A 20,678-nucleotide genomic window follows, 5' to 3' on the forward strand; every position below is an offset into this window, starting at 1 on the left:
ATCTGTTAGGTACGCTGAGACTATTTAAACTGCCACCTAGAAGAGAAGATAGGCGATACCCAAGAGCGATAAAGCCTAAGCCATCAAAGTACCCACATAAAAAAAGAAATGCCAGTCAGCTTAACTGACTGGCATTGGGCTTAAAGCCTCTTTTTACCAGGATCATTACTCTTTAAAGAATTCCTTCCACTTGCTGTTTTAGCTGTTCAGGCCAAACACCAACTTGTACTTGCCCGATATGCTGTTTTTGTAACAGCAGCATAGCGAGTCGTGATTGACCAATACCACCACCAATTGTTTGCGGAAACTTTTTCGCCAGTAGCTGTTTATGCCAATCAAACTCTAGGCGAGCTTGATCGCCTGTAATCGCTAATTGTGTAGCTAAGGCATCAGGGCTAACACGAATGCCCATTGAAGAGATTTCAAATGCATCTTCAAGCACAGGGTTCCAAACTAAAATATCACCGTTTAAGCCTGCAAATTTACTACAGGTTTGTGTTGACCAATCGTCATAATCCGGTGCTCGTACGTCATGAATTTTGCCATCTGCAAGTGTGCCGCCTATACCAATTAAAAATACCGCACCGTATTCTTGTGCTACCGCTTTTTCACGTTGTTTCGCAGTAAAGTCAGGATACATCTGGCGTAGCTGTTCACTGTGTACAAAGGTGATTTGCTCTGGCAAAAACGGCGTTAAATCAAACTCGCTTGCGACAAAACGTTCGGTTGCTTTAATAGCCTGGTAAAGTGATGTCACGGTTTCTTTTAGCTTGTCTAAAGTACGCTCTGTACTCTCGCAAATTACTTTTTCCCAGTCCCATTGGTCAACATACACCGAGTGAATTGGGCTTAAAGATTCTTCATCAGGACGAAGCGCCTTCATGTGCGTATAAAGTCCTTCACCTACCGAAAAATCGTAATCAGCCAAAGTTTTGCGTTTCCACTTAGCTAATGAGTGGACTACTTCAAATTGGCTACCCGGAATTGTTTTCACTGCTACCGATACAGCATTTTCAGTACCGCTTAAGTTATCTTGAATACCATCGCCTACTTTTGCCAAGATTGGTGCTTGTACTTCAACTAACCCTAATTGTTGTTCTAATTGGCTTGAAAAAAACTGTTTTACTTTACTAATTTGCTGCTGTTGCTGCAGGTAGTGTGAACTCATAATAATTGGCCTCATTCCCAGTTATTGTTACTTGCTTAATTAGAGAAACCCGCTGCTTGGCCCCTCCTGTTAAAACAATCCTCAACTAAACAAAGGTAATTTTCAATAACCCGCAATAAAAAGAACTTAACATTGAAATTTTCATAAAAATAATGCTATAAAATTTATTGATTCAATAATTAACACTAATAAATACCATGGAAAATTATCAAATCGATAATCTCGATAAAAACATCCTTAATGCTTTAATGGAAAATGCGCGAACAGCCTATGCAGAACTCGCTAAACGCTTTGCAGTCAGTGCCGGGACTATTCATGTACGGGTCGAAAAGATGAAACAAGCGGGAATTATTACAGGCACCCAAGTCAGTATTGATGCCAAACAGCTTGGTTACGATGTTTGCTGTTTTATTGGTATTAACCTCAACAATGCCCGTGATTACCCACAAACTTTACTGCATTTAAAAGAACTAGAAGAAGTTGTCGAAGCCTATTACACCACAGGTAATTACAGTATATTTATCAAAGTGATGGCGCGCTCAATTGATCATCTACAAGATGTGTTAATTAACAAAATACAAGCCATCGAAGCTATTCAATCAACAGAAACGCTGATCTCATTACAAAACCCAATTAGCCGTGCTGTTGTTCCCTAGGGTATAATCAGCGCCAATTAGAATCCGTCAACGAGCACACAACTATGGATACAACTCGCTTTGAGCGTGTTAAGCGCGTGTTAGACCGCCGCCAAACGGACCTAACGGTTTGTTTAGAAGAAGTACATAAGCATCATAATTTATCGGCCATTGCCCGCACAGCTGACGCGACTGGCTGCCATCACGTACATGCAGTATGGCCAGAGAATCAAAAATGGTTAACTAACAATACCTCAGGTGGTAGTAAAAACTGGCTAGAAACTCACTTGCATCGTAATATCGATGAAGCGGTTGCCATGATGCGTGCGCAAAATCCTGAAGTACAAATTTTAGCAACTCATCTCAGCGACGATGCAGTCGACTTTCGTGAAATTGATTACACCAAACCGACGGCTGTTATTGTTGGCCAAGAACGTGATGGTATTTCACCACGCGCCCTCGCTCATGCTGATAAAAATATCATTATCCCAATGCAAGGAATGGTGCAATCTCTTAATGTATCTGTTGCTGCGGCACTTATTCTATTTGAAGCACAGCGCCAACGTGAAGAAGCCGGACTTTACAACCGCGATATGCTTGATGCGAAAATTAAGCACCGCATCTTGTTTGAAGGCTGCCACCCTATCATTGCTGAACAATGCCGTGAAAAAGAGCTACCGTACCCTGAGCTTGATGAAAATGGTGAAATTGTTGCTGATGAAACGTTCTGGAACATTTTAAAACACACGCAACCGCTTGAAGCCACTAACGAGTGCAAGTAAACTGAAAAACAGTCTACTAATTAATAATTTGAGTCACCTTTGAGTCATCCTAGCTTAGCGTTATACCCAATTACAGAATTAAAAGGCGTCGGCCCGAAAATGGCCGAGCGTCTTGCTAAGCTAAATATTCATACGGTGCAAGACATGCTGTTTCATTTGCCTCACCGTTATGAAGACCGCACCCGCATTCACCCAATTTGCGAACTCCAACCGCATAGCCATGTTAGTGTTGAAGCCACCATTGAAACCAGCCAAATTACTTTTGGAAAAAGGCGCATGCTGGTTTGCCAAGTAAATGATGGCACGGGCCGTTTAACACTGAGGTTTTTTAACTTTAGCGCAGCTCAAAAAAATGCCTTAAGTACAGGTAAAATCATTCGCTGCTTTGGTGAGATCCGCCGTGGTCGTGCTGGCTTTGAAATGACACATCCAGAATACAGCTTATCGGATACCCCTTCTGAGCAACCAACTAATACCACGCTTACGCCGGTTTATCCTGTTACCGAAGGGCTAAAACAGTTATCTATTCGTGCACTTAGCGATCAAGCACTTGCACTATTAACTAAATACCCTGTCGAAGAGTTACTGCCAGAACAGTTTCAACCGACCGGAATGCGTTTAGCCGATGCACTTATGACCTTACATCGCCCACAAAACGATGTTGATTTAACTGCCCTTGAACAAGGTATGCACCCTGCCCAGCAACGGCTAGTGTTTGAAGAGCTGCTTGCGCAAAACTTAAGTCTTTTAAAGCTACGTCAAAAAGGGCAAACGGTAAAAGCAGTATCATTAAAGCCTCATAATCAACTTGAGCAGCAGTTTTTAGCTAATTTAGCCTTTAGCCCAACTAACGCGCAAAGTCGTGTGGTGGCAGAAATCAAAGGTGACTTACAACACCCGTTTCCGATGATGCGCCTAGTGCAAGGCGATGTAGGCTCCGGTAAAACCTTAGTTGCAGCACTCAGTGCGCTCACCGCGATAAGCGAAGGCTACCAAGTAGCTTTAATGGCACCAACAGAGATTTTATCAGAGCAACATGGTATCAACTTTAGCCAATGGTTTAATCAACTCGGTGTTGAAGTCGCTTGGTTAGGTGGCAAAAGTAAAGGTAAAGAGCGCGCAGCAACTTTGGAAAAAATCGCCTCTGGGGAAGCACAAATGATTGTTGGCACCCATGCGTTATTCCAAGAGCAGGTTGAGTTTAACAATCTCGTTTTAATTATTATTGATGAGCAGCACCGCTTTGGTGTTCACCAGCGCTTATCACTGCGCGAAAAAGGCCGCTTTGGTGATTGTTACCCGCACCAATTAGTGATGACAGCAACACCTATCCCGCGAACGCTAGCAATGACAGCCTACGCTGACTTAGAAACCTCAGTGATTGATGAGTTACCACCCGGTAGAACACCTATTACAACGGTGGCTATTCCAGATGCACGCCGAGACGAAATAATTCAACGTGTGAGAACAGCGTGTACAGAGCAAGGTCGTCAAGTGTATTGGGTTTGCACTCTGATTGATGAATCTGAAGTACTGCAATGCCAAGCCGCGGAAGATAGCGCAGAGCAATTAAAAGCGGCATTGCCAGAGCTAAACGTTGGCTTAGTGCATGGCCGGATGAAAGCCGCCGAAAAACAAGCCATTATGAGCGAGTTTAAAGCGGGTAATATTCATGTACTCGTTGCCACAACGGTGATTGAAGTAGGTGTTGATGTGCCTAATGCCAGCCTTATCATTATTGAAAACCCTGAACGGTTAGGCCTTGCACAACTCCACCAGCTGCGCGGCCGTGTTGGTCGTGGGGCAACGGCATCACACTGTGTTTTACTTTATCATGCGCCATTATCAGCGACGGCTCAAAAGCGCTTAGGTGTGCTGCGTGAAAGTAATGATGGCTTTGTTATCGCTGAGCGAGATCTCGAAATCCGTGGCCCTGGTGAAGTACTTGGTACCAAACAAACAGGCCTAGCCGAATTTAAAATCGCCGACTTAAACCGCGATAAACAAACACTCGATCATGTAAGACCCATTGCCTTCAAAATTTTGAACGACTATCCAGAGCTTACCGATAAATTGATTCAACGTTGGCTTGCTGGCAAATCAAACTACGCACAAGCTTGATCGCAAGTCTAACTAGGCTACAAATTCTCGGCTAGAACAAAAAAGCCCAGCTAATTAGCTGGGCTGACAAGTTAGGGAGTTATCCAAAGGTTGGATTAGAACTTGTATTCAATACCAACACCTAGGTAGTCTTGGTCAACTTGATTGTCTGTATCAAACGTTGAGTAGAAACCAAATACTTTGGTGTTTTTGCTAAGCTTGTGATCAACACCTGCAGAGATAGCTGTTTTCTTATCGCCTTCATCAAAGTCAATTACTTGGTACTGTACTTTGAAAGTGTTGCTATTCATTTGGTAAGCAGCATTTACTAAGTAACCATCAGCTTCTGCACTACCATCCACTTTTTCTTGTGTTTGGTACATAGCACCTAGTTTGAAGTCACCTAGTTTACCTTGAACTGTTGCACGAACAATGTCGTAACCTTTTACTTCGCTGTCAGCTGCAACTGATGCATAAAGTTTGCTTTCTTTAAGTTTAGCATCGCCGTAAGTTAACGCTACTGAGTAACCGTTATCAGCATCTACATCATCTTCAGCCACATAAGTTGCTAATACTTTGAAGCCACTGAAGTCTTTAGAAGCATAAGAAATTGTGTCGCCTAAACGGTTTTCACCTTTAAATGCGTTCTTGATATCACCTTCAAGGTCATTGAATAAATCAACTTTACCTTGAGACTGCTTCATTGCTGTATCGTTACGACCGATAACAACTTGACCAAAGCTACCTTTAACACCCACGTATTGGTTACGTGCAGTGATGTTATCGTCGTTGTCGCCTTTTGAATCAGCGTCAGATACGTCTACACCAAACTCAAATTTATAAACAGCTTCTAAACCTTCAGAAATTTTTTCTGAACCTTTTAAGCCAAAACGTGAGTTATTGCTTTTAATTTCAGTGAAAGACCCTTCGCCATCATCTGATGATTGAACAGTCACGTTTGCTTTACCATATACATCTACATCAGCTAATGCAGAAAAAGATAAACCACCAAATAAAGCTAGGAATAAGCTAGACTTTGCAAATTTCATGTCGTTTCCTCAATAATCGCAACAAAAAACACATGTTGTGTTTCAATGCGCGCAGTGTGACAGCGAAAAATGACAGAAAGATGACAATTGAAATAAAAGCGTCAATTTAGCTTCACAAAATGTAATTATTTTTGAAATAAAAACGTAACCTGCTGTTGCAGCATTAATTTTTTATGAAAGCTAAATTAAATTAATTTTAAGCTTTTATTTGTAGTTCAGTTAATAAGGTCACTAACTTCTCTAATAAAGGAGTTTGTTCGTTATCTCTGTGGTAAGCAACAAACACATCGCGCGAAGTATGCGCAACATCTTCAACATGATAAAGCTCACCAGATTTAAGCTGCTCTTCAACTAGTAACTGAGGAATAAACGCACTGCCGCCACACTTCAAAATTAAGTCAAGTGCAATACGACCTGTGCTGGTTCTAAAATAAGGAGGAGCGTGACCGTTAAACTCACGAGCATGCCATAAAGAAAAGGTGGTTCCCCAATCAACATAAACATATTGGTTATCGAAAAAGTTTTCACTATTTGCAGTTTCAAAGGCGCTCACTGGAATAATAGGTAGCTCACAAATTCGCTGTACAACTAGTTCATCTACTTTAGGGGGATCGAACAACACTGCTAAATCTAGAGTACGTTCCAGTAATAAGCGAGTACTCTCTTGTTGTGCTTTGACTTCAGCAACTAACGACACACCCGGCATAGCAGAAACAATATTAGTAATACCAAACTGTAAAAATGCATCCCATATATTAGGTGTTCCCGCTAAGCTAATTTGCTTATGCATATTATCTGCAAGTGCCACATCAACTTTTGCGCGCTGCATACCCGTAATGATCATTTGTGCGTGTGGCAGTAGTCTCTCACCCGGCGCCGTTAACTGTATGTTGTTTCGTTGACGAATAAATAAGTTAACGCCTAAACCTTGCTCTAATTGTCGGATCCGAAAACTCACCGCAGACTGTGTAATATATAAATTTTCAGCTGCTTTACCGAAATGGCGTGTACGAACCACTTCAACAAAAGTCTTCAATAAATCGATATCCATTTTTTACCCTTACGATAAAAATAATTTGTTTAATAAAATCGACAACTTGATCCATACTCCAGCAAGAAATTAGGGCATGAGGATAAAGCCATGAGCAATGACATTTCATCACTTCGTCAGGCATTTGCAAGCCAACGTCAATTCTATGATGATCAAAATTTCCCACGCGGTTTTGGTCGTAGTGGTCACTTCACTTTGCTAGAAGCCGACATTCTCGAGCAGCATGGTGTTGTTCTAAAGGGTTTATACAACAAAACCCTAGAACCACAAAATGAATTTCAAACTCAATTTGTACAAGTTGTTACCGGTAATCTTGAAGCGACCAATCCGATTGAGCGCGCTTGGATAAAATACCTTAAGCAAACAACCTGTAAAACCAAGTTTCACACATTATTTGGGCGCTCTCGCATTGCGACCTCAACACCACAAAGTGTTGAATATTATTCTGAGTCAGACAGCCTATAACAATTTGCTTTTTTACCCTTTTAGGGTTAAAACTTGTAATAACTTTTGTTTCGCCAATAAGTTATTACAAGGCAAGCTGTGACTCGAAGAATATTAATAATTGAAGATACGCCAACCATTGCGCGGGTGCAAAAGCACATCGCGCAAAAAGTTGGCTATGAAGCCGACATAGCCGGTAGCTTAGCTGAGGCAAAAGAGCTCATTAGCAAGCACAGTTACTTTTGTGCCGTAGTAGATTTTATTCTGCCTGATGCGCCAAACGGTGAAGCAGTTCCTTGCACCATCGAAGCCGATATCCCGACCATTGTAATGACTGGCAACCTTGACGAAACAACACGTAGTATCGTTGAAAAACACCCCATTATTGATTACATCACCAAAGAAAATAAACAAGCCTATCAATACCTAGAAAAACAACTGGCTCGCTTGCCTCGTAATGAGCAAATATTGGTATTAGTAGTCGATGATTCAGCGGCAACACGCCACCATATTTGTAACTTATTAACCCGTCATAAATACCAAACAATCGAAGCGGTTGATGGTGTTGATGCTTTAAAAGTACTGGCTGAAAACCCAAAAATATCGGTGATCATTACCGATAATGAAATGCCTAACATGAATGGGGATGAGCTCTGTGTTGAAATTCGCCGTTTATACTCCAACGATGAAAAGGCCATAATCGGCATTTCTGCACTCGATACTCTGCATTTATCAACGCGCTTTTTGAAATCTGGCGCAGACGATTACCTTCGTAAGCCATTCAACAATGAAGAGTTTTATTGTCGGCTCAGCCAGAACGTCGACATGCTTGAAAACATTAAAACGATTCGTTTACAAGCAAACACTGATTACCTCACTAAGCTGCCTAATCGCCGCTATTTCTTTGGTGAAGCAAACAGTCATCTAAAAGCTGCAAAAGTGTCAGATACCTCAGTCTCTTTAGCCATGATTGATATTGACCACTTTAAATCAATTAACGATAACTACGGTCATGATGCCGGTGATGAAGTTCTTAAGGGCCTATCGCAATGTATGGCAAAGTATTTTGAAGATAACTTAGTAGGCCGCTTTGGTGGTGAAGAGTTTGCAGTCTATTTTGCAGATCAAGACCCGCAAGAATCTCTGCAACGTTTAGAGAAATTCCGCTTATTTGTCGAAAAACACAGCCCTGAGTTCAGTAAAGACCATATCAAGTTTACACTGTCGATTGGTTTTCATAATGGGCCTGTTTATAGTTTGGATGAACTAATAAAACAGGCCGATTTAAAGCTTTATCAAGCAAAAGACACTGGACGCAATAAACTAGTAAGCTAAGCCTACACAGGCTTAGTTACCGCCTCTAATTGCGCTTTGCGTTGCTTACGGCTCTGACGATACGAATCCCAGCTGAATAATGCCAAAGCGCTCCAAATACACGCAAACGTCACCACTCGCTCAGCATCAAATACCTCACCGTAAAACGCCACGGCAAGCATAAACATTAAACTTGGGCCAATGTACTGAAAAAAGCCAAGCGTACTGTATTGCAGGCGCTTTGCTGCACCGGTAAAACATAACAGCGGTAAGGTTGTCACCACACCAGCACTAATGAGTAACACGTTAATGTGCCAATCATTCGCAGTTAAATCTGAGCTTGCAGTAGGCGCCATCAACCACCAGTAAATAAGCGCAACTGGCAATAATATAAGCGCTTCAAGCAATAACCCTGGCAATGATTCAATCGGCAGCTTTTTACGAAGTAACCCATAAATAGCAAACGATCCTGCTAATGAGAAAGCAACCACAGGGAATGAACCAAAGCTCACAAGCTGAAGCAACACACCACAAAGCGCTAGACCTACCGCAACGCCTTGCCACTTGCGTAGTCGCTCACCTAAAAATAACATACCCAATAACACATTCAGTAATGGATTTATGTAATAACCTAAACTGGCATCGAGCATATGATTATTGTTCACTGCCCAAATAAATAACCCCCAGTTAAAGCCAAGTAAACTTGCTGTTATTACCAACATCAAAAGTAATTTAGGTTGTCCGAGTACAACACGAATACGCTGCCATTGATGACGAGCAGCAATAATAAGAAGTAAAAATAACACCGACCAAATAACACGGTGCATTAAGATTTCAAACGCAGAAATCTGCTGTAGAAACTTAAAGTAAATGGGCGCAAGACCCCACATAAAAAAGGCTAAACAAGCGAAAATAACGCCTTTTCGCTGCTCAATGTTGGTAGGCATAAGTTTGGCTTTATAGTTTAAAAACGCTATTTTACGCCCCCTTAGCAGTGACGCAACCAAAACACGCTAAATAAACCCATGTATTTACTTCTTAAAAGGGACTGTCATTATTGCAAAGTAACGCCTTGATATTAAGCACCTGTGAAACGCTGAATTCTGCATCTTGAGGTCGTTTGGGTATATTTCTACAGACATCGCCATAAAAAACCACTAAAATGCACGGCGATGAATACCAATACCGCAATGTCCAACACACCCGTTAGATCACCACAAGCCGTACTCAAACAAGTGTTTGGTTACAAGGACTTTCGTGATGGCCAAGAAGCGATTATAGCCGCAGCGCTAGACGGACAAGACTCGCTTGTACTCCTACCAACGGGTGGAGGCAAATCATTATGCTATCAAGTACCTGCTTTGATCCTTGATGGTGTGACTGTGGTTATCTCGCCGCTTATTTCCTTGATGCAAGACCAAGTTGCCCAACTAAGAGCACTCGGCGTGCAAGCGGCCTACATCAACAACAGCCTGCCTTTTGAAGAGCAGCAAGCTGTCTATCAGCAATTGCACTATGGGCAAATTAAGCTGTTATATGTTGCACCAGAAAAAGTACTGCAACACGAATTTTTAGAACGCTTGAGTCATCTAAAACTCGCACTTTTTGCAATTGATGAAGCTCACTGTGTGTCGCATTGGGGTCATGACTTTAGGCCGCATTACTGTCGGCTCAACGAGTTAAAGCAACGCTTTATGCATGTGCCCATGATGGCCCTTACAGCAACGGCAGATAAAGCAACTCGTTACGATATTATTGAACAGCTTCAGCTTAACCACCCTTACGTGCACACTGGTAGCTTCGATAGACCGAACATTCGTTACACCATAGAAGAAAAATTCAAACCTATGGTGCAACTGCTTCGATATTTAAAAGAGCAGCAAAATCAAAGTGGCATTATTTATTGCACCAGCCGCAAACGGGTTGATGATGTAGCCGAAAAACTTGCAGACGCCGGGTTCAATGCCGCCGCCTACCATGCGGGAATGAGTAACGAGCAACGCCAATTTGTGCAATCGGGCTTTGCCCGTGACGATATTCAAATTGTGGTTGCGACCGTTGCCTTTGGCATGGGAATTAATAAACCAAACGTACGTTTTGTGGTGCATTACGATATTCCAAAAAGCATCGAGGCTTACTATCAAGAAACCGGTCGTGCAGGTCGTGATGGCCTGGCTGCAGAAGCGATTATGTATTTTGATCCGGCAGACATAGGCCGCGTACGCCGCTTTTTTGAAGATATTGAAGACGAGCAACGTCGTCGTGTTGAAGAGCAGCGCTTTAATGCCATGGCAAGCTTCGCCGAAGCACAAACATGCCGCAGACAAATCTTGCTCAATTATTTTAGTGAATATAAGCGCGAAACCTGTGGTAACTGTGATATTTGCTTAAACCCACCCACCAGCTTTGATGGCACCCTTGTAGCGCAACAAGCCTTGTCGTGTGTATATCGTGCTGAGCAACGTTTTGGGATTGGTTATATTGTTGAGTTACTGCGCGGTGCAAACACTAGCCGCATTCGAGATAACAATCACCATCAGCTAAGCACCTATGGCATAGGTAAAGAACACAGCGTGGAATTCTGGCTAAGTATTTTAAGGCAGCTTATCCATCAAGGGTTATTAAGCCAAGATATTACCCAAGGTTCGTCATTACGCTTAACCGAAGCCGCCCGTGCAGTACTTAAAAGTGAATATGCATTGCAACTTGCTGAGCCTCGCTTACAAGCTAAGCACGTTTACCAAGATAAACTCGCTCAGTTTAATTACGATAAAAAGTTATTTGCGAAATTACGCGCTTTACGTAAAGAACTGGCCGATGCCGATGATGTACCACCTTATGTGGTATTCAATGATAAAACCCTCGCTGAAATGGCGCAGTTAATGCCAACCAACGACAGTGAGTTTTTGAAGGTGTCAGGTGTTGGTTTCACTAAACTCAATAAGTACGGCGCACCGTTTTTAAATACCATTCGCGACTATCTTGCCACCAATTAGGACTGCTATGACTGAACTAACTTATGATGCCGAGCATGAGATTATTCTCATAACGTCGAGTGAGCTTCCACACGATGAAGACTTTGAACTTTGGGCAACCCTTTTCTTGCACGCGCCAGCCATAACAACCGCCGACTTTGATGCCGGTGCTGATCGTCATCAATTACGCTTTCACTTTACAGATCATAGTTTTAATCTAAACTTTGAACATTACAGTGAAAGTATTTGGATCAATGCTGAGGGCATAGAAGCCAGTGCTGCATTGCCACAACTTCATCAGTATTTAGTAGCGCAATTACAATAATAAGCTAGACATTTTCCCACGCTTAGTATGTAGTAGTTGCACAGGAGATACTCAACTAAGGGTGTAAATGGGATTTAAGCAGTCGCACTTTGTTGCTAGGTTAATAACACTATTACCAATCTGCATAGCAGCCAATGTTCATGCAGAGCAGTTCTTTACTGACGATAGTAATTATTGTCAAAACCAACGTACGCTTAAATCACAAGATAATAACTTACGCCGCCAGCTCGATGCGGATAACCCCCTACCCGATGCCGCTAATAACCGTAAAATAGTCTCTATTGAACTTGAACAGCTGAACGTATTTAACACTGAGCTTGAAGAAGAAAATAACTTTTTATTTCGCTTTGCCAATCGCGCTCACATGACTACAGAGCCTAATGTAATACACAGCGTTTTATTGTTTCAAGAAGGTGATGTTTACAATCCACGTAAACTGCTTGAGTCAGAGCGATTACTGCGTAAACAAGGCTACTTATATGATGCGCGTATCAACGCAAAGCTCGATTGTGATGGCAACGTACATGTAAAAGTAATTACGCGCGATCTGTGGACCCTACTGCCCGAAATAAGCTTTAGCCGCAGTGGTGGTAAGAATGAGTCGAGCATTGGCTTTCGCGAATCTAACTTTTTAGGCTGGGGTAAACGAGTGTCGTTTAGTCGTACCCGTGATGCTGATCGCACTGGTTATCTGTTTGTGTATGATGATCCGCATATTTTCTCTAGCCGTTATCAAGGCCGTTTAGAATATTCAGATAACGATGACGGTAAACGTCATTATCTCGATGTAAGCTATCCTTTTTTCTCGATTGATACGCCCTACAGCTACGGTGTTACAAGTTACTCTGATCAACGCCGAGAGTCACTTTACTATCGCGGTGACGTAGTTAGTGAGTTTGAACAAAAAACCTTATTAAACCGCGCTTACTTTGGTCATTCATCACAACTTGGTAATAGTTGGACTCAGCGCATTAAGCTTGGCATCGAAAACCGAGAAGAAACCTTTAGAGAAACGCCATTCACGCGCTTTCCTATCGCTGAAGATAGAACGCTGAGTTACCCTTACGTTAGTGGCCAATGGTTTGAAGATCACTACGTTAAGGTTAGAAACTTCGATAGCATCTACCGCACTGAAGATTTAAACCTTGGTTGGAATATCCATGCCTTACTCGGTTATTCGAGTGATGATTTTAGCGACGATGCCAGCCGTACTATTTATTCGTTATCTTTATCAAAAGCGCATTACTCTGGAGACAATCAGTTATGGCGCTTTAAAGCAGACCTTGATGGCTACTGGAATGAAGAAACCGATGATGTCGAAAACCTATTCGCTAGCACGCAGCTACAGTATTATCTCAATACCACACTAAGGCAAAGCTGGTATGCCAAAGTACGCTTACAATATGCTGAAAACCTCACTGCTGATAAACAACTCACTATTGGTGGTGAAAATGGTCTACGCGGTTACCCGCTTGACTACCAAGTAGGCGACCGCAGCTTCTTAGTGACTCTAGAAAAACGCTACTACTGGGAATATGACTTACTACAATTGTTTAAAGTGGGTGGTGCCGCGTTTTATGATATTGGTAGAGCTTGGTATAACGACAAAGATAATGGTGCCAATGGTAACGTGCTACAAAATGTGGGTGTGGGCCTGCGCTTAGCGCCAAGCCGTGCCAATGCCGGTACGGTTATTCACCTAGATATTGCCGCACCTATTAACAAGCAAGATGACGACATAGACTCTGTGCAATGGCTAGTAACGGTTAAAAATACCTTTTAAAGTAGTGTTATTGTTAAGCTAAAAAGCTAAAATCGAAGCGTAAAATATTAACTTAGGAACCCTTTTGGACTTCGTCGAATTCTTTAACGAGCAATATCATTTAATCGTGACTATTATCGCGGTTTTGCTCTATCCATTACTGCGTAAAACCACCAAAAAGCTGCTGTTAAAAGCAATTAAAGGCAAGGCTGATCCGCATCGTGAATACCGTGCGGAGCTGTTGCTGAATATTATTCTTGCCATTGTTATGCTGTGCTTAGTGTTAGTTTTTTGGGGGATAGAGCTACGGGGCTTATTAGTACTTGGCTCATCAATTTTTGCCATGCTAGGTGTCGCGCTTTTTGCCGCCTGGTCTTTACTAAGTAACCTAACAGCGTTCTTGTTGATGTTTATTCAAAACGACTGCCGTGTTGGCTTTTGGGTAAGAGTAATTGACGGTGCAAACTTCTTAGAAGGCCGCATTATCGAAATGGGCTTAATGAATGTTGTACTTGAGCATGTTGATGGTCACAAAGTGATTTACCCAAACAACATCTTTGTCACCCGCCCTGTAATGGTGTTAAAGAACCCACCTACAGCGACTAAAGCGCCAACCATAAAACGTATTTTAGGCCCAAAAAAGTAACGGCTTAAAGTTAACGAGACCTTGCTAAATAGGTGTTATTTTTCTGCTTCCGTAGGCGATTAATATAAAACAAAATAGAATGACTAAAGGGTGAAATAACACGATATGAGCAACACTTAGCTCTGTAAAAAAGCCGTGCGTAAGTGAAATAGCAAGCGTAAATAAGCCTGTGTAAAATAGAAACATTTTCATCTTTGATCCTTTAGTCATTTTTACGACAATTAAGTAAGTAAAAAAACTATAAACCTTGCACTTGCTCTAAGGTCAAGTAATAGATGGGGACAGGCGGATACAAAAAAGCCAAACATATAGTTTGGCTTTTTGAATTACAGAATAGGTTATTAGTTATTTAAATCTGCGGTTTTTAACTCGTCTTCAATATCACTTATTTCATCAATAAAGTTTTCGAGCTGTTGTTCAACTAGGCTGTTTGCGTGAGCAAAGTAAGCAAGATGGAATACTGCATCCCCCTCGTTTACCAGCGGCATAGTTTGCTGACCAATGACAATACCACTGCGTGGCGCCAGTAGTTCAAGTTCAGCATCACCTAGTGGGCTACTTATATAAGCTAGAACCTGCCCTTTCATTACTCGCTCACCCAGTGATACCTGTGCACGAACAATACCGTCAACTTCGGCACGTATCCAACTCGTCGAGCTTGCAATAACCGGCTCTGGCAGTTTCTTAGCACGCTTACCACGCACCATTTTTAAATGACGCATCACATAATCAACACCTTGCACGCCTGCAGCAATGGCAATTGGGTCAAAGCGAAGCGCTTCACCAGCTTCATAAGTAATAACGGGTATGCCTAAATTGGCCGCTTCACTGCGCAATGAACCATTACGAAGTGACGCATCAATCACTGCTGGGGTGCCAAACGCTTTTGCCATGGCTGCTGTTGCAGGGTCGCTCAAATTAGCACGAATTTGCGGCAAGTTCGTACGATGAATTGCACCTGTGTGTAAATCAATAATATGCGTACAATGCATTGCCACTTGAGTAAAAAACGCATTCGCCATTCGCCCAGCTAACGAGCCACGCGTTGAGCCCGGAAAACTGCGGTTCATGTCACGGCGGTCTGGTAAGTAGCGTGACTTGTGAATAAAGCCAAACACATTCACAATCGGTACCGCAATAATAGTACCGCGCAATTGCTCTGGATCGATTTTAGCAAGCAACTGCCTAACAACCTCAACACCATTGAGCTCATCACCGTGAATAGCAGCACATACCATTAATACAGGCCCTTGCTGCACACCATTGACGACTTCAATTGGAATATTTAACGGCGAATGGGTGTAAAGCTTGGCAGCTTCAATTGCAAATGTTTTACGTTCGCCAACACCCACCGTATCGCCTAAAATTGAAAACGGTGTATTTTTCTTAACCTTAGCCACGCACTTTTCCTTTTAATAGAGCGCTTATTTTCTTAACCTTTACCACGAGTTGCAGTTTTCTTTGATGCCGCTGTTTTTTCAATAAACTCGACAATCATGCCTGCAATGTCTTTACCGGTTGCAACTTCAATACCTTCAAGACCAGGTGATGAGTTAACCTCCATCACCAATGGACCACGAGCAGAGCGAAGTAAATCAACACCTGCTACGTTTAAACCCATCGCTTTAGCTGCAGCAACAGCTGTTTTTCTTTCTTCTGGAGTAATACGAACCAACGTCGCACTACCACCACGGTGTAAGTTAGAACGGAATTCACCTTCTTGCGCTTGACGCTTCATCGCGGCAATTACTTTATCGCCTAATACAAAGCAGCGAATATCAGCACCGCCCGCTTCTTTGATATACTCTTGCACCATGATGTTGGCTTTTAAGCCCATAAACGCTTCAATTACACTTTCTGCGGCTTTGCGTGTTTCAGCTAATACCACACCGATACCTTGGGTACCTTCAAGTAGCTTAATAACGACTGGCGTGCCACCCACCATGCTTAATAAATCTTTTACGTCATCTGGTTTACTTGCAAAGCCTGTCACTGGCATACCCACACCTTTACGAGAGAGTAGCTGAAGTGAACGTAACTTGTCGCGCGAGCGAGTGATCGCCACAGATTCATTGACAGGGTATACACCCATCATTTCAAACTGACGTAATACCGCACAGCCATAGAAAGTTACTGACGAACCAATACGCGGCACGATAGCATCAAAATCTTTTAAATTTTCACCACGGTAATGGATTTCAGGCTGCTCTGAATTGATGTTCATATAACAACGAAGTGCATCAATTACTTTCACTTCGTGGCCACGCTGCTCTGCGGCTTCAATTAAGCGACGTGTTGAATACAAATTTTGGTTGCGAGATAAAATACCAAGTTTCATAAGTTAAAAACCTTAACTGATAAACTCATACACGTAGCAACGTGTGATAAGTCCTTTTCCTATAATAAATGAGATAAAGCCGGATCAACGACTATGCGATTTTCCATTGCTGTACGCCCTAACAACATTCTAAACTTCATTGTTGAACGGTTACTTAAAGTCACCCTTACAGGCCAGCTTTGGGTTCCTGCGACTAATTTTGTTTCAATAAAGTAGCGTAGCTCACGCTGACCGCTTGAACTGGTCACATACTTACGCTCAACTACTTTGGCGCGACACTCTACCGTTGTTTCTACATCGTCTTGTAGAGGATGGGTAGTAAATTTCACCCATGCTTCGCCATTTTCTGAAAATTCCTCAATGTCAAAAGCATGAATACATGAAGTTCTCGCTCCGGTATCAACTTTTGCTTTGATTTTTTCTATTCCCAGTTCAGGCAGGCCAAGCCATTCTCGCCAGCCAACAATAATTTTTGCGCTCATTAATGTGCCCTCTATAAAAAAGTGTCTTATACGCTACAGAGCTAGAAACACCAACGAAATATATTTATCCACTCGATAAGTCGATTTCATTAATATAGTCTTGACTATACTAATGTATATACTCAACCATATCCCACTATTTGTAAAACGAGAGTTCAATATGATCAATGGGTTACTTCATGTCTTAATTTTAGACGAACAAGGCGGTGCACGTGCTATTGAAAATAGTACTGAGCTGCAAAATTGGCAACCCGAACACGGAAAACTTTGGGTGCACATGGACTACAGCCAAGCTGAAGCCGTTGACTGGCTTGAGCAAAGTAATTTATTAACTGATTTCGAGCTTGAGTCCCTTATTGCCGATGAAACACGTCCGCGTTTAAGCAAAGTCACTAATGGTAATATGCTGTTTTTACGTGGCGTTAATCTAAACCCTGCGCAAAGCCCAGAAGACATGGTCTCGTTACGCTTATTTATTAACGAAAATATTGTGATCACAACCCGTAAGCGCCGTTTATTATCGGTGCAGGATGTTGTTGAATCGTTTGATGGCGGCAATGGCCCTTGCTCAATCTCTGAGTTAGTTTGCCAATTGGCGCAAAACTTAACGTCGCGTATGCAAGCTGTTATCGACAGTTTAGATGACACACTCGATGGCTTTGAAGATGAAATTGATGAACCAAACAAAGGCTTTGATCATCAATCATTAGCACAAATACGCCGCCAAACAATCGCGTTAAAACGTTATTTAAGGCCACAAAAAGAAGCGCTTATTACTTTGTTAAACAACAAATATAAGTGGTTAGATGAAGACGATAAGGCACGCTTAAACGAAACAACCAATATGTTGATCCGTTATTTAGAAGAGCTAGATAGCTCAATTGAACGCGCGCAAATTATTCAACAAGCAATAACAAGCCAAGTATCTGAGCAACTAAACCAACGCATGTATGTGATGTCGGTGGTTGCAGCGCTGTTTTTACCACTTGGCTTTTTAACTGGCTTACTAGGTGTAAACGTAGGCGGTATTCCGGGCACTGAAAGCCCTTACGCATTTAGCTTATTTATTATTTTTTTGGTGGTGCTAACTGTTGGGATTGGCATTTACTTTAAAAATAAGAAGTGGCTATAACGCGACAACCTTTTTAATTAAATCAAGGCGGACGGCATGTTCGCCTTTTTTTGTTGCCAAAATCAGGTGCTCACCATCGGAGTTGAGTATTTTGAGGGTCTCTGCTTTTCCTTCTAACTGCTCACCAGATACTAAGGTAATGCGTAATAGAGATTTATGCATGCACCATAATTCATATTTATCGTAGTCGCCACAAGCGATAGGTTGATAAGTCATTAGCTTTTTGGAATTGTTTGAGGAGTTAATCGAGCTTAGAAGATATTAAAGTGAAGAGCAAATGGCGCTCTCGGCAGGGATCGAACCTGCAACTTAGCCTCCGGAGGGCCACGTGATATCCATTTCACCACGAGAGCACATTTGTCGTCGTCAATACTGACTCGCGATATCAGCATGACAACCCGGCAATGATAATGGCATCTTGTGCTAAATGCTAGCATCGAGGCCTTTATATGCACATAAATTCAGCAATTTGCATTAAAACACTTCACTTTCGTGCAGAACCAAGGTATTAACGTATACTTAATAAAATTAATAACAAGGTGGCAGTATTGCCATGTAAGGGGAATTTGATCATGAGTTTAATGTCTACAGAGCAAGTCGCGGAATTTTTAGGTGTAAAAGTCGAACGCGTAAAACGTCTTGCTCGCGAGCATTTACTGATCTCGAAATCACAAGATGACAAAGGTGAACCTTTGTTTGATCCAGAAGACGTAAAAAAATATAAAGAACTTGCCGAGCGAATTGGCGGTCTTTAATTTTTAGCTTTTTCTATGAAGTGGTTAAGCTGTATTAGCAGTGGCGCCACTTTATCCATCGCACCACGTTGTTCGTACCAACAAATACATAAAAGCAAAAACAGCGCATGAAATGCCTCGAGCTTTTCAACTGATAAGTAAAACTCATGATGTTCGCACACTAACGCTTGATAGCGTTTAAGTAACGCCAGTTGCTGCTCGTCATTTAACGCAAAGCTCACTACCAGCGCAGCTAAGTCGAAGTAAACATCGTTGCTTTTGGCATACTCAAAGTCGATTAAAAACATACCCGACTCATTCACAATGATATTTTCTTTCACTAAATCATTATGACAAAAACCCATGTCTTTAGGCACTGAAGCAATATAAGCCAGTGACTGTTTAATTAGCTCTGCATGTTGCTGGTACCGCGCTGTTTGTTGGTAGTAGTTAATTTCGTAGGCAATATCCATAGGTTCAGTAAGCACAGGGTAACGGTGTAAATTAACTAAGTCGGGCAATAAGCTACTACAAAATTCACCGCTGGCAATACTACCTGCCACGTATTCGAAAATAGCCGTATCGGTTGCTTGCTCTAACCAAAGTGGGGCTGGGCAGCAGCTTTGCTTTGCAAAGTGCGCTTGCGCTGCAAGGCCAATCGCCGGCCAATGGTCGCGATAGTGCTTAACCAAGAAATCTTGGCTTGCTGTTTTAACCAGGTAGTTATCATTGCTTAGCCCCTCAACCAGCGGGCTGATTGAGGTGATAACTAAACGTGAGTTGAAGCGCGTAAAAAGCGCGTGAATTTGTTGCTCAGTTTTCATCTATAGCTGTGCAAGCGGCTTAGCCTGATGCTGCTCGTATTCTTCATACCAGGTTTTAAAGCCCCACGCGGCCATAATGGTGTAAAACACGAAAAGTACTAAGGTTGGGTAATACCCTTTTTCAAAGTATAGATACATAGATGCTGCATCAATCACAATCCAGTACAACCAGTTTTCCAGTACCTTCTTGGCAACAAGGTAGGTTGTCACCACCGCAAAACAGGTGGTAAAGCTGTCTAAATAAGCAAAATCAGCGTGAGTGTAATTGGTCATCACAAAACCAATGGCAACTGAGGCCAGTGAGGTGGCAAGCAAAATCACCGCATGACGCTTTAACGACCATGAAATAATGGGCAAATGATCTTTATTATTCATGCCCCTGCGCCAAACCACCCAACCATATACCGCCATATACATGTAGTAAAAATTAAGGAGCGACTCCATCAACAGTGCGCCATTCCAGTACATTACGGTATAAATAAAGGTGCTCACAAACGCGGCTGGCCAGCACCATAAGCTTTCTTTAATCGCTAACAGTAAATACGCCATCGATAGGGCAACGGCAATATATTCCCAATGCGACATGGCAGTAAAGCCAGAGAAGGTTTCGCTTAAAAATTCCATAACTCGCGCTACTTTAGGGTTTAGTCTTCGCTAGGCGACAAGTCACCATGTAAGAATTTACAGACGAAAATAGCTTTACCAAACTCTTCATAAGAACGTTTGATTTCAGTATTAAGTACAGACATCACTAAATCATAGTCACCGAAAATCTGAGTAGATAAGGTGTTGGTGATCACTTTAAGACCTTCGTAACTGTTTACACGGTCAATAAAACCTTTGATAAACGGAATGTAGTCTTGATGTAGTGGGTACTTACTGATCTCTACTGAAAGTTTCATTATGATTTACCGAGT

22 protein-coding genes and 1 tRNA gene are annotated in these 20,678 nt (G+C 42.1%); 11 read left to right on the forward strand and 12 right to left on the reverse strand.

Annotated elements, in window-relative coordinates:
• Positions 1–172: 172 nt before the first annotated feature.
• Positions 173–1,168 (reverse strand): aspartate--ammonia ligase, encoded by a 996-nt coding sequence (asnA, locus tag WA256_RS15435; protein WP_054563419.1) that lies wholly within the window; start codon positions 1,166–1,168, stop codon positions 173–175.
• Positions 1,169–1,365: 197 nt separating this feature from the next.
• Between asnA and asnC the strand changes: the two genes are divergently transcribed.
• The 3 genes from asnC to recG are packed head-to-tail and all read left to right on the forward strand — an operon-like array spanning position 1,366 to position 4,706.
• On the forward strand, positions 1,366–1,824 hold the full coding sequence (gene asnC / locus WA256_RS15440; RefSeq protein ID WP_054554220.1) for a transcriptional regulator AsnC: 459 nt from the start codon (positions 1,366–1,368) through the stop codon (positions 1,822–1,824).
• 44 nt (positions 1,825–1,868) lie between these two features.
• A complete protein-coding gene (gene trmH / locus WA256_RS15445) occupies positions 1,869–2,585 on the forward strand; it encodes a tRNA (guanosine(18)-2'-O)-methyltransferase TrmH (protein ID WP_055197629.1) in 717 nt (238 codons plus the stop codon).
• A 39-nt stretch (positions 2,586–2,624) separates the two neighbouring features.
• Entirely contained in the window at positions 2,625–4,706 is a 2,082-nt protein-coding gene (recG, locus tag WA256_RS15450; protein ID WP_335992580.1) for an ATP-dependent DNA helicase RecG, read from the forward strand.
• 95 nt (positions 4,707–4,801) lie between these two features.
• Here the strand turns inward: recG and WA256_RS15455 are convergent, their stop codons facing one another.
• Positions 4,802–5,734, reverse strand: coding sequence for a porin (locus WA256_RS15455; RefSeq protein WP_054563416.1), 933 nt, complete (start codon positions 5,732–5,734; stop codon positions 4,802–4,804).
• A 196-nt stretch (positions 5,735–5,930) separates the two neighbouring features.
• Positions 5,931–6,785, reverse strand: coding sequence for a LysR family transcriptional regulator (locus tag WA256_RS15460; protein WP_054554216.1), 855 nt, complete (start codon positions 6,783–6,785; stop codon positions 5,931–5,933).
• 90 nt (positions 6,786–6,875) lie between these two features.
• On the opposite strand from WA256_RS15460, the gene WA256_RS15465 reads away from it, so the two are divergent.
• Entirely contained in the window at positions 6,876–7,250 is a 375-nt protein-coding gene (locus WA256_RS15465; RefSeq protein ID WP_054563414.1) for a DUF413 domain-containing protein, read from the forward strand.
• 78 nt (positions 7,251–7,328) lie between these two features.
• The gene (locus tag WA256_RS15470) at positions 7,329–8,564 is read left to right on the forward strand and encodes a GGDEF domain-containing response regulator (RefSeq protein ID WP_335992581.1); all 1,236 of its coding nucleotides are present in this window, start codon (positions 7,329–7,331) and stop codon (positions 8,562–8,564) included.
• A 2-nt stretch (positions 8,565–8,566) separates the two neighbouring features.
• Here the strand turns inward: WA256_RS15470 and rarD are convergent, their stop codons facing one another.
• Complete coding sequence (gene rarD, locus WA256_RS15475; protein WP_063529309.1) at positions 8,567–9,490, reverse strand: EamA family transporter RarD; 924 nt, start codon at positions 9,488–9,490, stop codon at positions 8,567–8,569.
• Between the two features lie 225 nt (positions 9,491–9,715).
• On the opposite strand from rarD, the gene recQ reads away from it, so the two are divergent.
• From recQ to WA256_RS15495, 4 genes are all read left to right on the forward strand, one after another.
• Positions 9,716–11,539 (forward strand): DNA helicase RecQ, encoded by a 1,824-nt coding sequence (gene recQ / locus WA256_RS15480; protein ID WP_055021899.1) that lies wholly within the window; start codon positions 9,716–9,718, stop codon positions 11,537–11,539.
• 7 nt (positions 11,540–11,546) lie between these two features.
• On the forward strand, positions 11,547–11,843 hold the full coding sequence (locus tag WA256_RS15485; RefSeq protein WP_062565955.1) for a DUF3630 family protein: 297 nt from the start codon (positions 11,547–11,549) through the stop codon (positions 11,841–11,843).
• Positions 11,844–11,910: 67 nt separating this feature from the next.
• A complete protein-coding gene (locus tag WA256_RS15490) occupies positions 11,911–13,626 on the forward strand; it encodes a BamA/TamA family outer membrane protein (RefSeq protein ID WP_335992582.1) in 1,716 nt (571 codons plus the stop codon).
• A 64-nt stretch (positions 13,627–13,690) separates the two neighbouring features.
• Complete coding sequence (locus WA256_RS15495) at positions 13,691–14,251, forward strand: mechanosensitive ion channel domain-containing protein (protein ID WP_063529308.1); 561 nt, start codon at positions 13,691–13,693, stop codon at positions 14,249–14,251.
• A 341-nt stretch (positions 14,252–14,592) separates the two neighbouring features.
• On the opposite strand, the gene WA256_RS15500 is transcribed toward WA256_RS15495, so the two are convergent.
• Genes WA256_RS15500 through WA256_RS15510 form a run of 3 tightly spaced genes read right to left on the reverse strand, consistent with a single transcriptional unit; the run spans position 14,593 to position 17,071 of the window.
• Entirely contained in the window at positions 14,593–15,651 is a 1,059-nt protein-coding gene (locus WA256_RS15500; RefSeq protein ID WP_062565957.1) for a succinylglutamate desuccinylase/aspartoacylase family protein, read from the reverse strand.
• Between the two features lie 32 nt (positions 15,652–15,683).
• On the reverse strand, positions 15,684–16,589 hold the full coding sequence (rimK, locus tag WA256_RS15505; protein ID WP_054563407.1) for a 30S ribosomal protein S6--L-glutamate ligase: 906 nt from the start codon (positions 16,587–16,589) through the stop codon (positions 15,684–15,686).
• Between the two features lie 59 nt (positions 16,590–16,648).
• Positions 16,649–17,071, reverse strand: a complete 423-nt coding sequence (locus WA256_RS15510) for an ATP-dependent zinc protease family protein (protein WP_054554208.1) — start codon at positions 17,069–17,071, stop codon at positions 16,649–16,651.
• Positions 17,072–17,231: 160 nt separating this feature from the next.
• On the opposite strand from WA256_RS15510, the gene zntB reads away from it, so the two are divergent.
• Entirely contained in the window at positions 17,232–18,203 is a 972-nt protein-coding gene (gene zntB / locus WA256_RS15515; protein ID WP_062565958.1) for a zinc transporter ZntB, read from the forward strand.
• On the opposite strand, the gene WA256_RS15520 is transcribed toward zntB, so the two are convergent.
• Positions 18,198–18,419 (reverse strand): Rho-binding antiterminator, encoded by a 222-nt coding sequence (locus tag WA256_RS15520; RefSeq protein WP_058583795.1) that lies wholly within the window; start codon positions 18,417–18,419, stop codon positions 18,198–18,200. The two genes, zntB and WA256_RS15520, sit on opposite strands and share 6 nt — an antisense overlap.
• A gap of 62 nt (positions 18,420–18,481) precedes the next feature.
• Positions 18,482–18,556, reverse strand: a tRNA-Arg gene (locus tag WA256_RS15525).
• Between the two features lie 219 nt (positions 18,557–18,775).
• Between WA256_RS15525 and WA256_RS15530 the strand changes: the two genes are divergently transcribed.
• Positions 18,776–18,958 (forward strand): helix-turn-helix domain-containing protein, encoded by a 183-nt coding sequence (locus WA256_RS15530; RefSeq protein WP_054563404.1) that lies wholly within the window; start codon positions 18,776–18,778, stop codon positions 18,956–18,958.
• Here the strand turns inward: WA256_RS15530 and WA256_RS15535 are convergent.
• The 3 genes from WA256_RS15535 to WA256_RS15545 are packed head-to-tail and all read right to left on the reverse strand — an operon-like array spanning position 18,955 to position 20,663.
• Positions 18,955–19,761 (reverse strand): phosphotransferase family protein, encoded by an 807-nt coding sequence (locus WA256_RS15535; RefSeq protein ID WP_062565960.1) that lies wholly within the window; start codon positions 19,759–19,761, stop codon positions 18,955–18,957. The genes WA256_RS15530 and WA256_RS15535 overlap by 4 nt on opposite strands.
• Positions 19,762–20,385, reverse strand: coding sequence for a nicotinamide riboside transporter PnuC (gene pnuC, locus WA256_RS15540; protein ID WP_058583797.1), 624 nt, complete (start codon positions 20,383–20,385; stop codon positions 19,762–19,764).
• Between the two features lie 20 nt (positions 20,386–20,405).
• Positions 20,406–20,663, reverse strand: coding sequence for a YkoF family thiamine/hydroxymethylpyrimidine-binding protein (locus WA256_RS15545; RefSeq protein WP_054563401.1), 258 nt, complete (start codon positions 20,661–20,663; stop codon positions 20,406–20,408).
• Positions 20,664–20,678 lie beyond the last annotated feature (15 nt).

Source organism: Pseudoalteromonas sp. CH_XMU1449-3, assembly GCF_037027245.1.
Lineage (GTDB): Bacteria > Pseudomonadota > Gammaproteobacteria > Enterobacterales > Alteromonadaceae > Pseudoalteromonas > Pseudoalteromonas shioyasakiensis.

What these genes read in the sequence shown, in the direction of transcription:
- asnA (WP_054563419.1), bottom strand. Translation starts at nt 1,168, where the DNA reads ATGAGTTCACACTACCTGCAGCAACAGCAGCAAATTAGTAAAGTAAAA.
- asnC (WP_054554220.1), top strand. Translation starts at nt 1,366, where the DNA reads ATGGAAAATTATCAAATCGATAATCTCGATAAAAACATCCTTAATGCT.
- trmH (WP_055197629.1), top strand. Translation starts at nt 1,869, where the DNA reads ATGGATACAACTCGCTTTGAGCGTGTTAAGCGCGTGTTAGACCGCCGC.
- WA256_RS15455 (WP_054563416.1), bottom strand. Translation starts at nt 5,734, where the DNA reads ATGAAATTTGCAAAGTCTAGCTTATTCCTAGCTTTATTTGGTGGTTTA.
- WA256_RS15460 (WP_054554216.1), bottom strand. Translation starts at nt 6,785, where the DNA reads ATGGATATCGATTTATTGAAGACTTTTGTTGAAGTGGTTCGTACACGC.
- WA256_RS15465 (WP_054563414.1), top strand. Translation starts at nt 6,876, where the DNA reads ATGAGCAATGACATTTCATCACTTCGTCAGGCATTTGCAAGCCAACGT.
- rarD (WP_063529309.1), bottom strand. Translation starts at nt 9,490, where the DNA reads ATGCCTACCAACATTGAGCAGCGAAAAGGCGTTATTTTCGCTTGTTTA.
- recQ (WP_055021899.1), top strand. Translation starts at nt 9,716, where the DNA reads ATGAATACCAATACCGCAATGTCCAACACACCCGTTAGATCACCACAA.
- WA256_RS15485 (WP_062565955.1), top strand. Translation starts at nt 11,547, where the DNA reads ATGACTGAACTAACTTATGATGCCGAGCATGAGATTATTCTCATAACG.
- WA256_RS15490 (WP_335992582.1), top strand. Translation starts at nt 11,911, where the DNA reads ATGGGATTTAAGCAGTCGCACTTTGTTGCTAGGTTAATAACACTATTA.
- rimK (WP_054563407.1), bottom strand. Translation starts at nt 16,589, where the DNA reads ATGAAACTTGGTATTTTATCTCGCAACCAAAATTTGTATTCAACACGT.
- WA256_RS15510 (WP_054554208.1), bottom strand. Translation starts at nt 17,071, where the DNA reads ATGAGCGCAAAAATTATTGTTGGCTGGCGAGAATGGCTTGGCCTGCCT.
- zntB (WP_062565958.1), top strand. Translation starts at nt 17,232, where the DNA reads ATGATCAATGGGTTACTTCATGTCTTAATTTTAGACGAACAAGGCGGT.
- WA256_RS15520 (WP_058583795.1), bottom strand. Translation starts at nt 18,419, where the DNA reads ATGACTTATCAACCTATCGCTTGTGGCGACTACGATAAATATGAATTA.
- WA256_RS15530 (WP_054563404.1), top strand. Translation starts at nt 18,776, where the DNA reads ATGAGTTTAATGTCTACAGAGCAAGTCGCGGAATTTTTAGGTGTAAAA.
- WA256_RS15535 (WP_062565960.1), bottom strand. Translation starts at nt 19,761, where the DNA reads ATGAAAACTGAGCAACAAATTCACGCGCTTTTTACGCGCTTCAACTCA.
- pnuC (WP_058583797.1), bottom strand. Translation starts at nt 20,385, where the DNA reads ATGGAATTTTTAAGCGAAACCTTCTCTGGCTTTACTGCCATGTCGCAT.
- WA256_RS15545 (WP_054563401.1), bottom strand. Translation starts at nt 20,663, where the DNA reads ATGAAACTTTCAGTAGAGATCAGTAAGTACCCACTACATCAAGACTAC.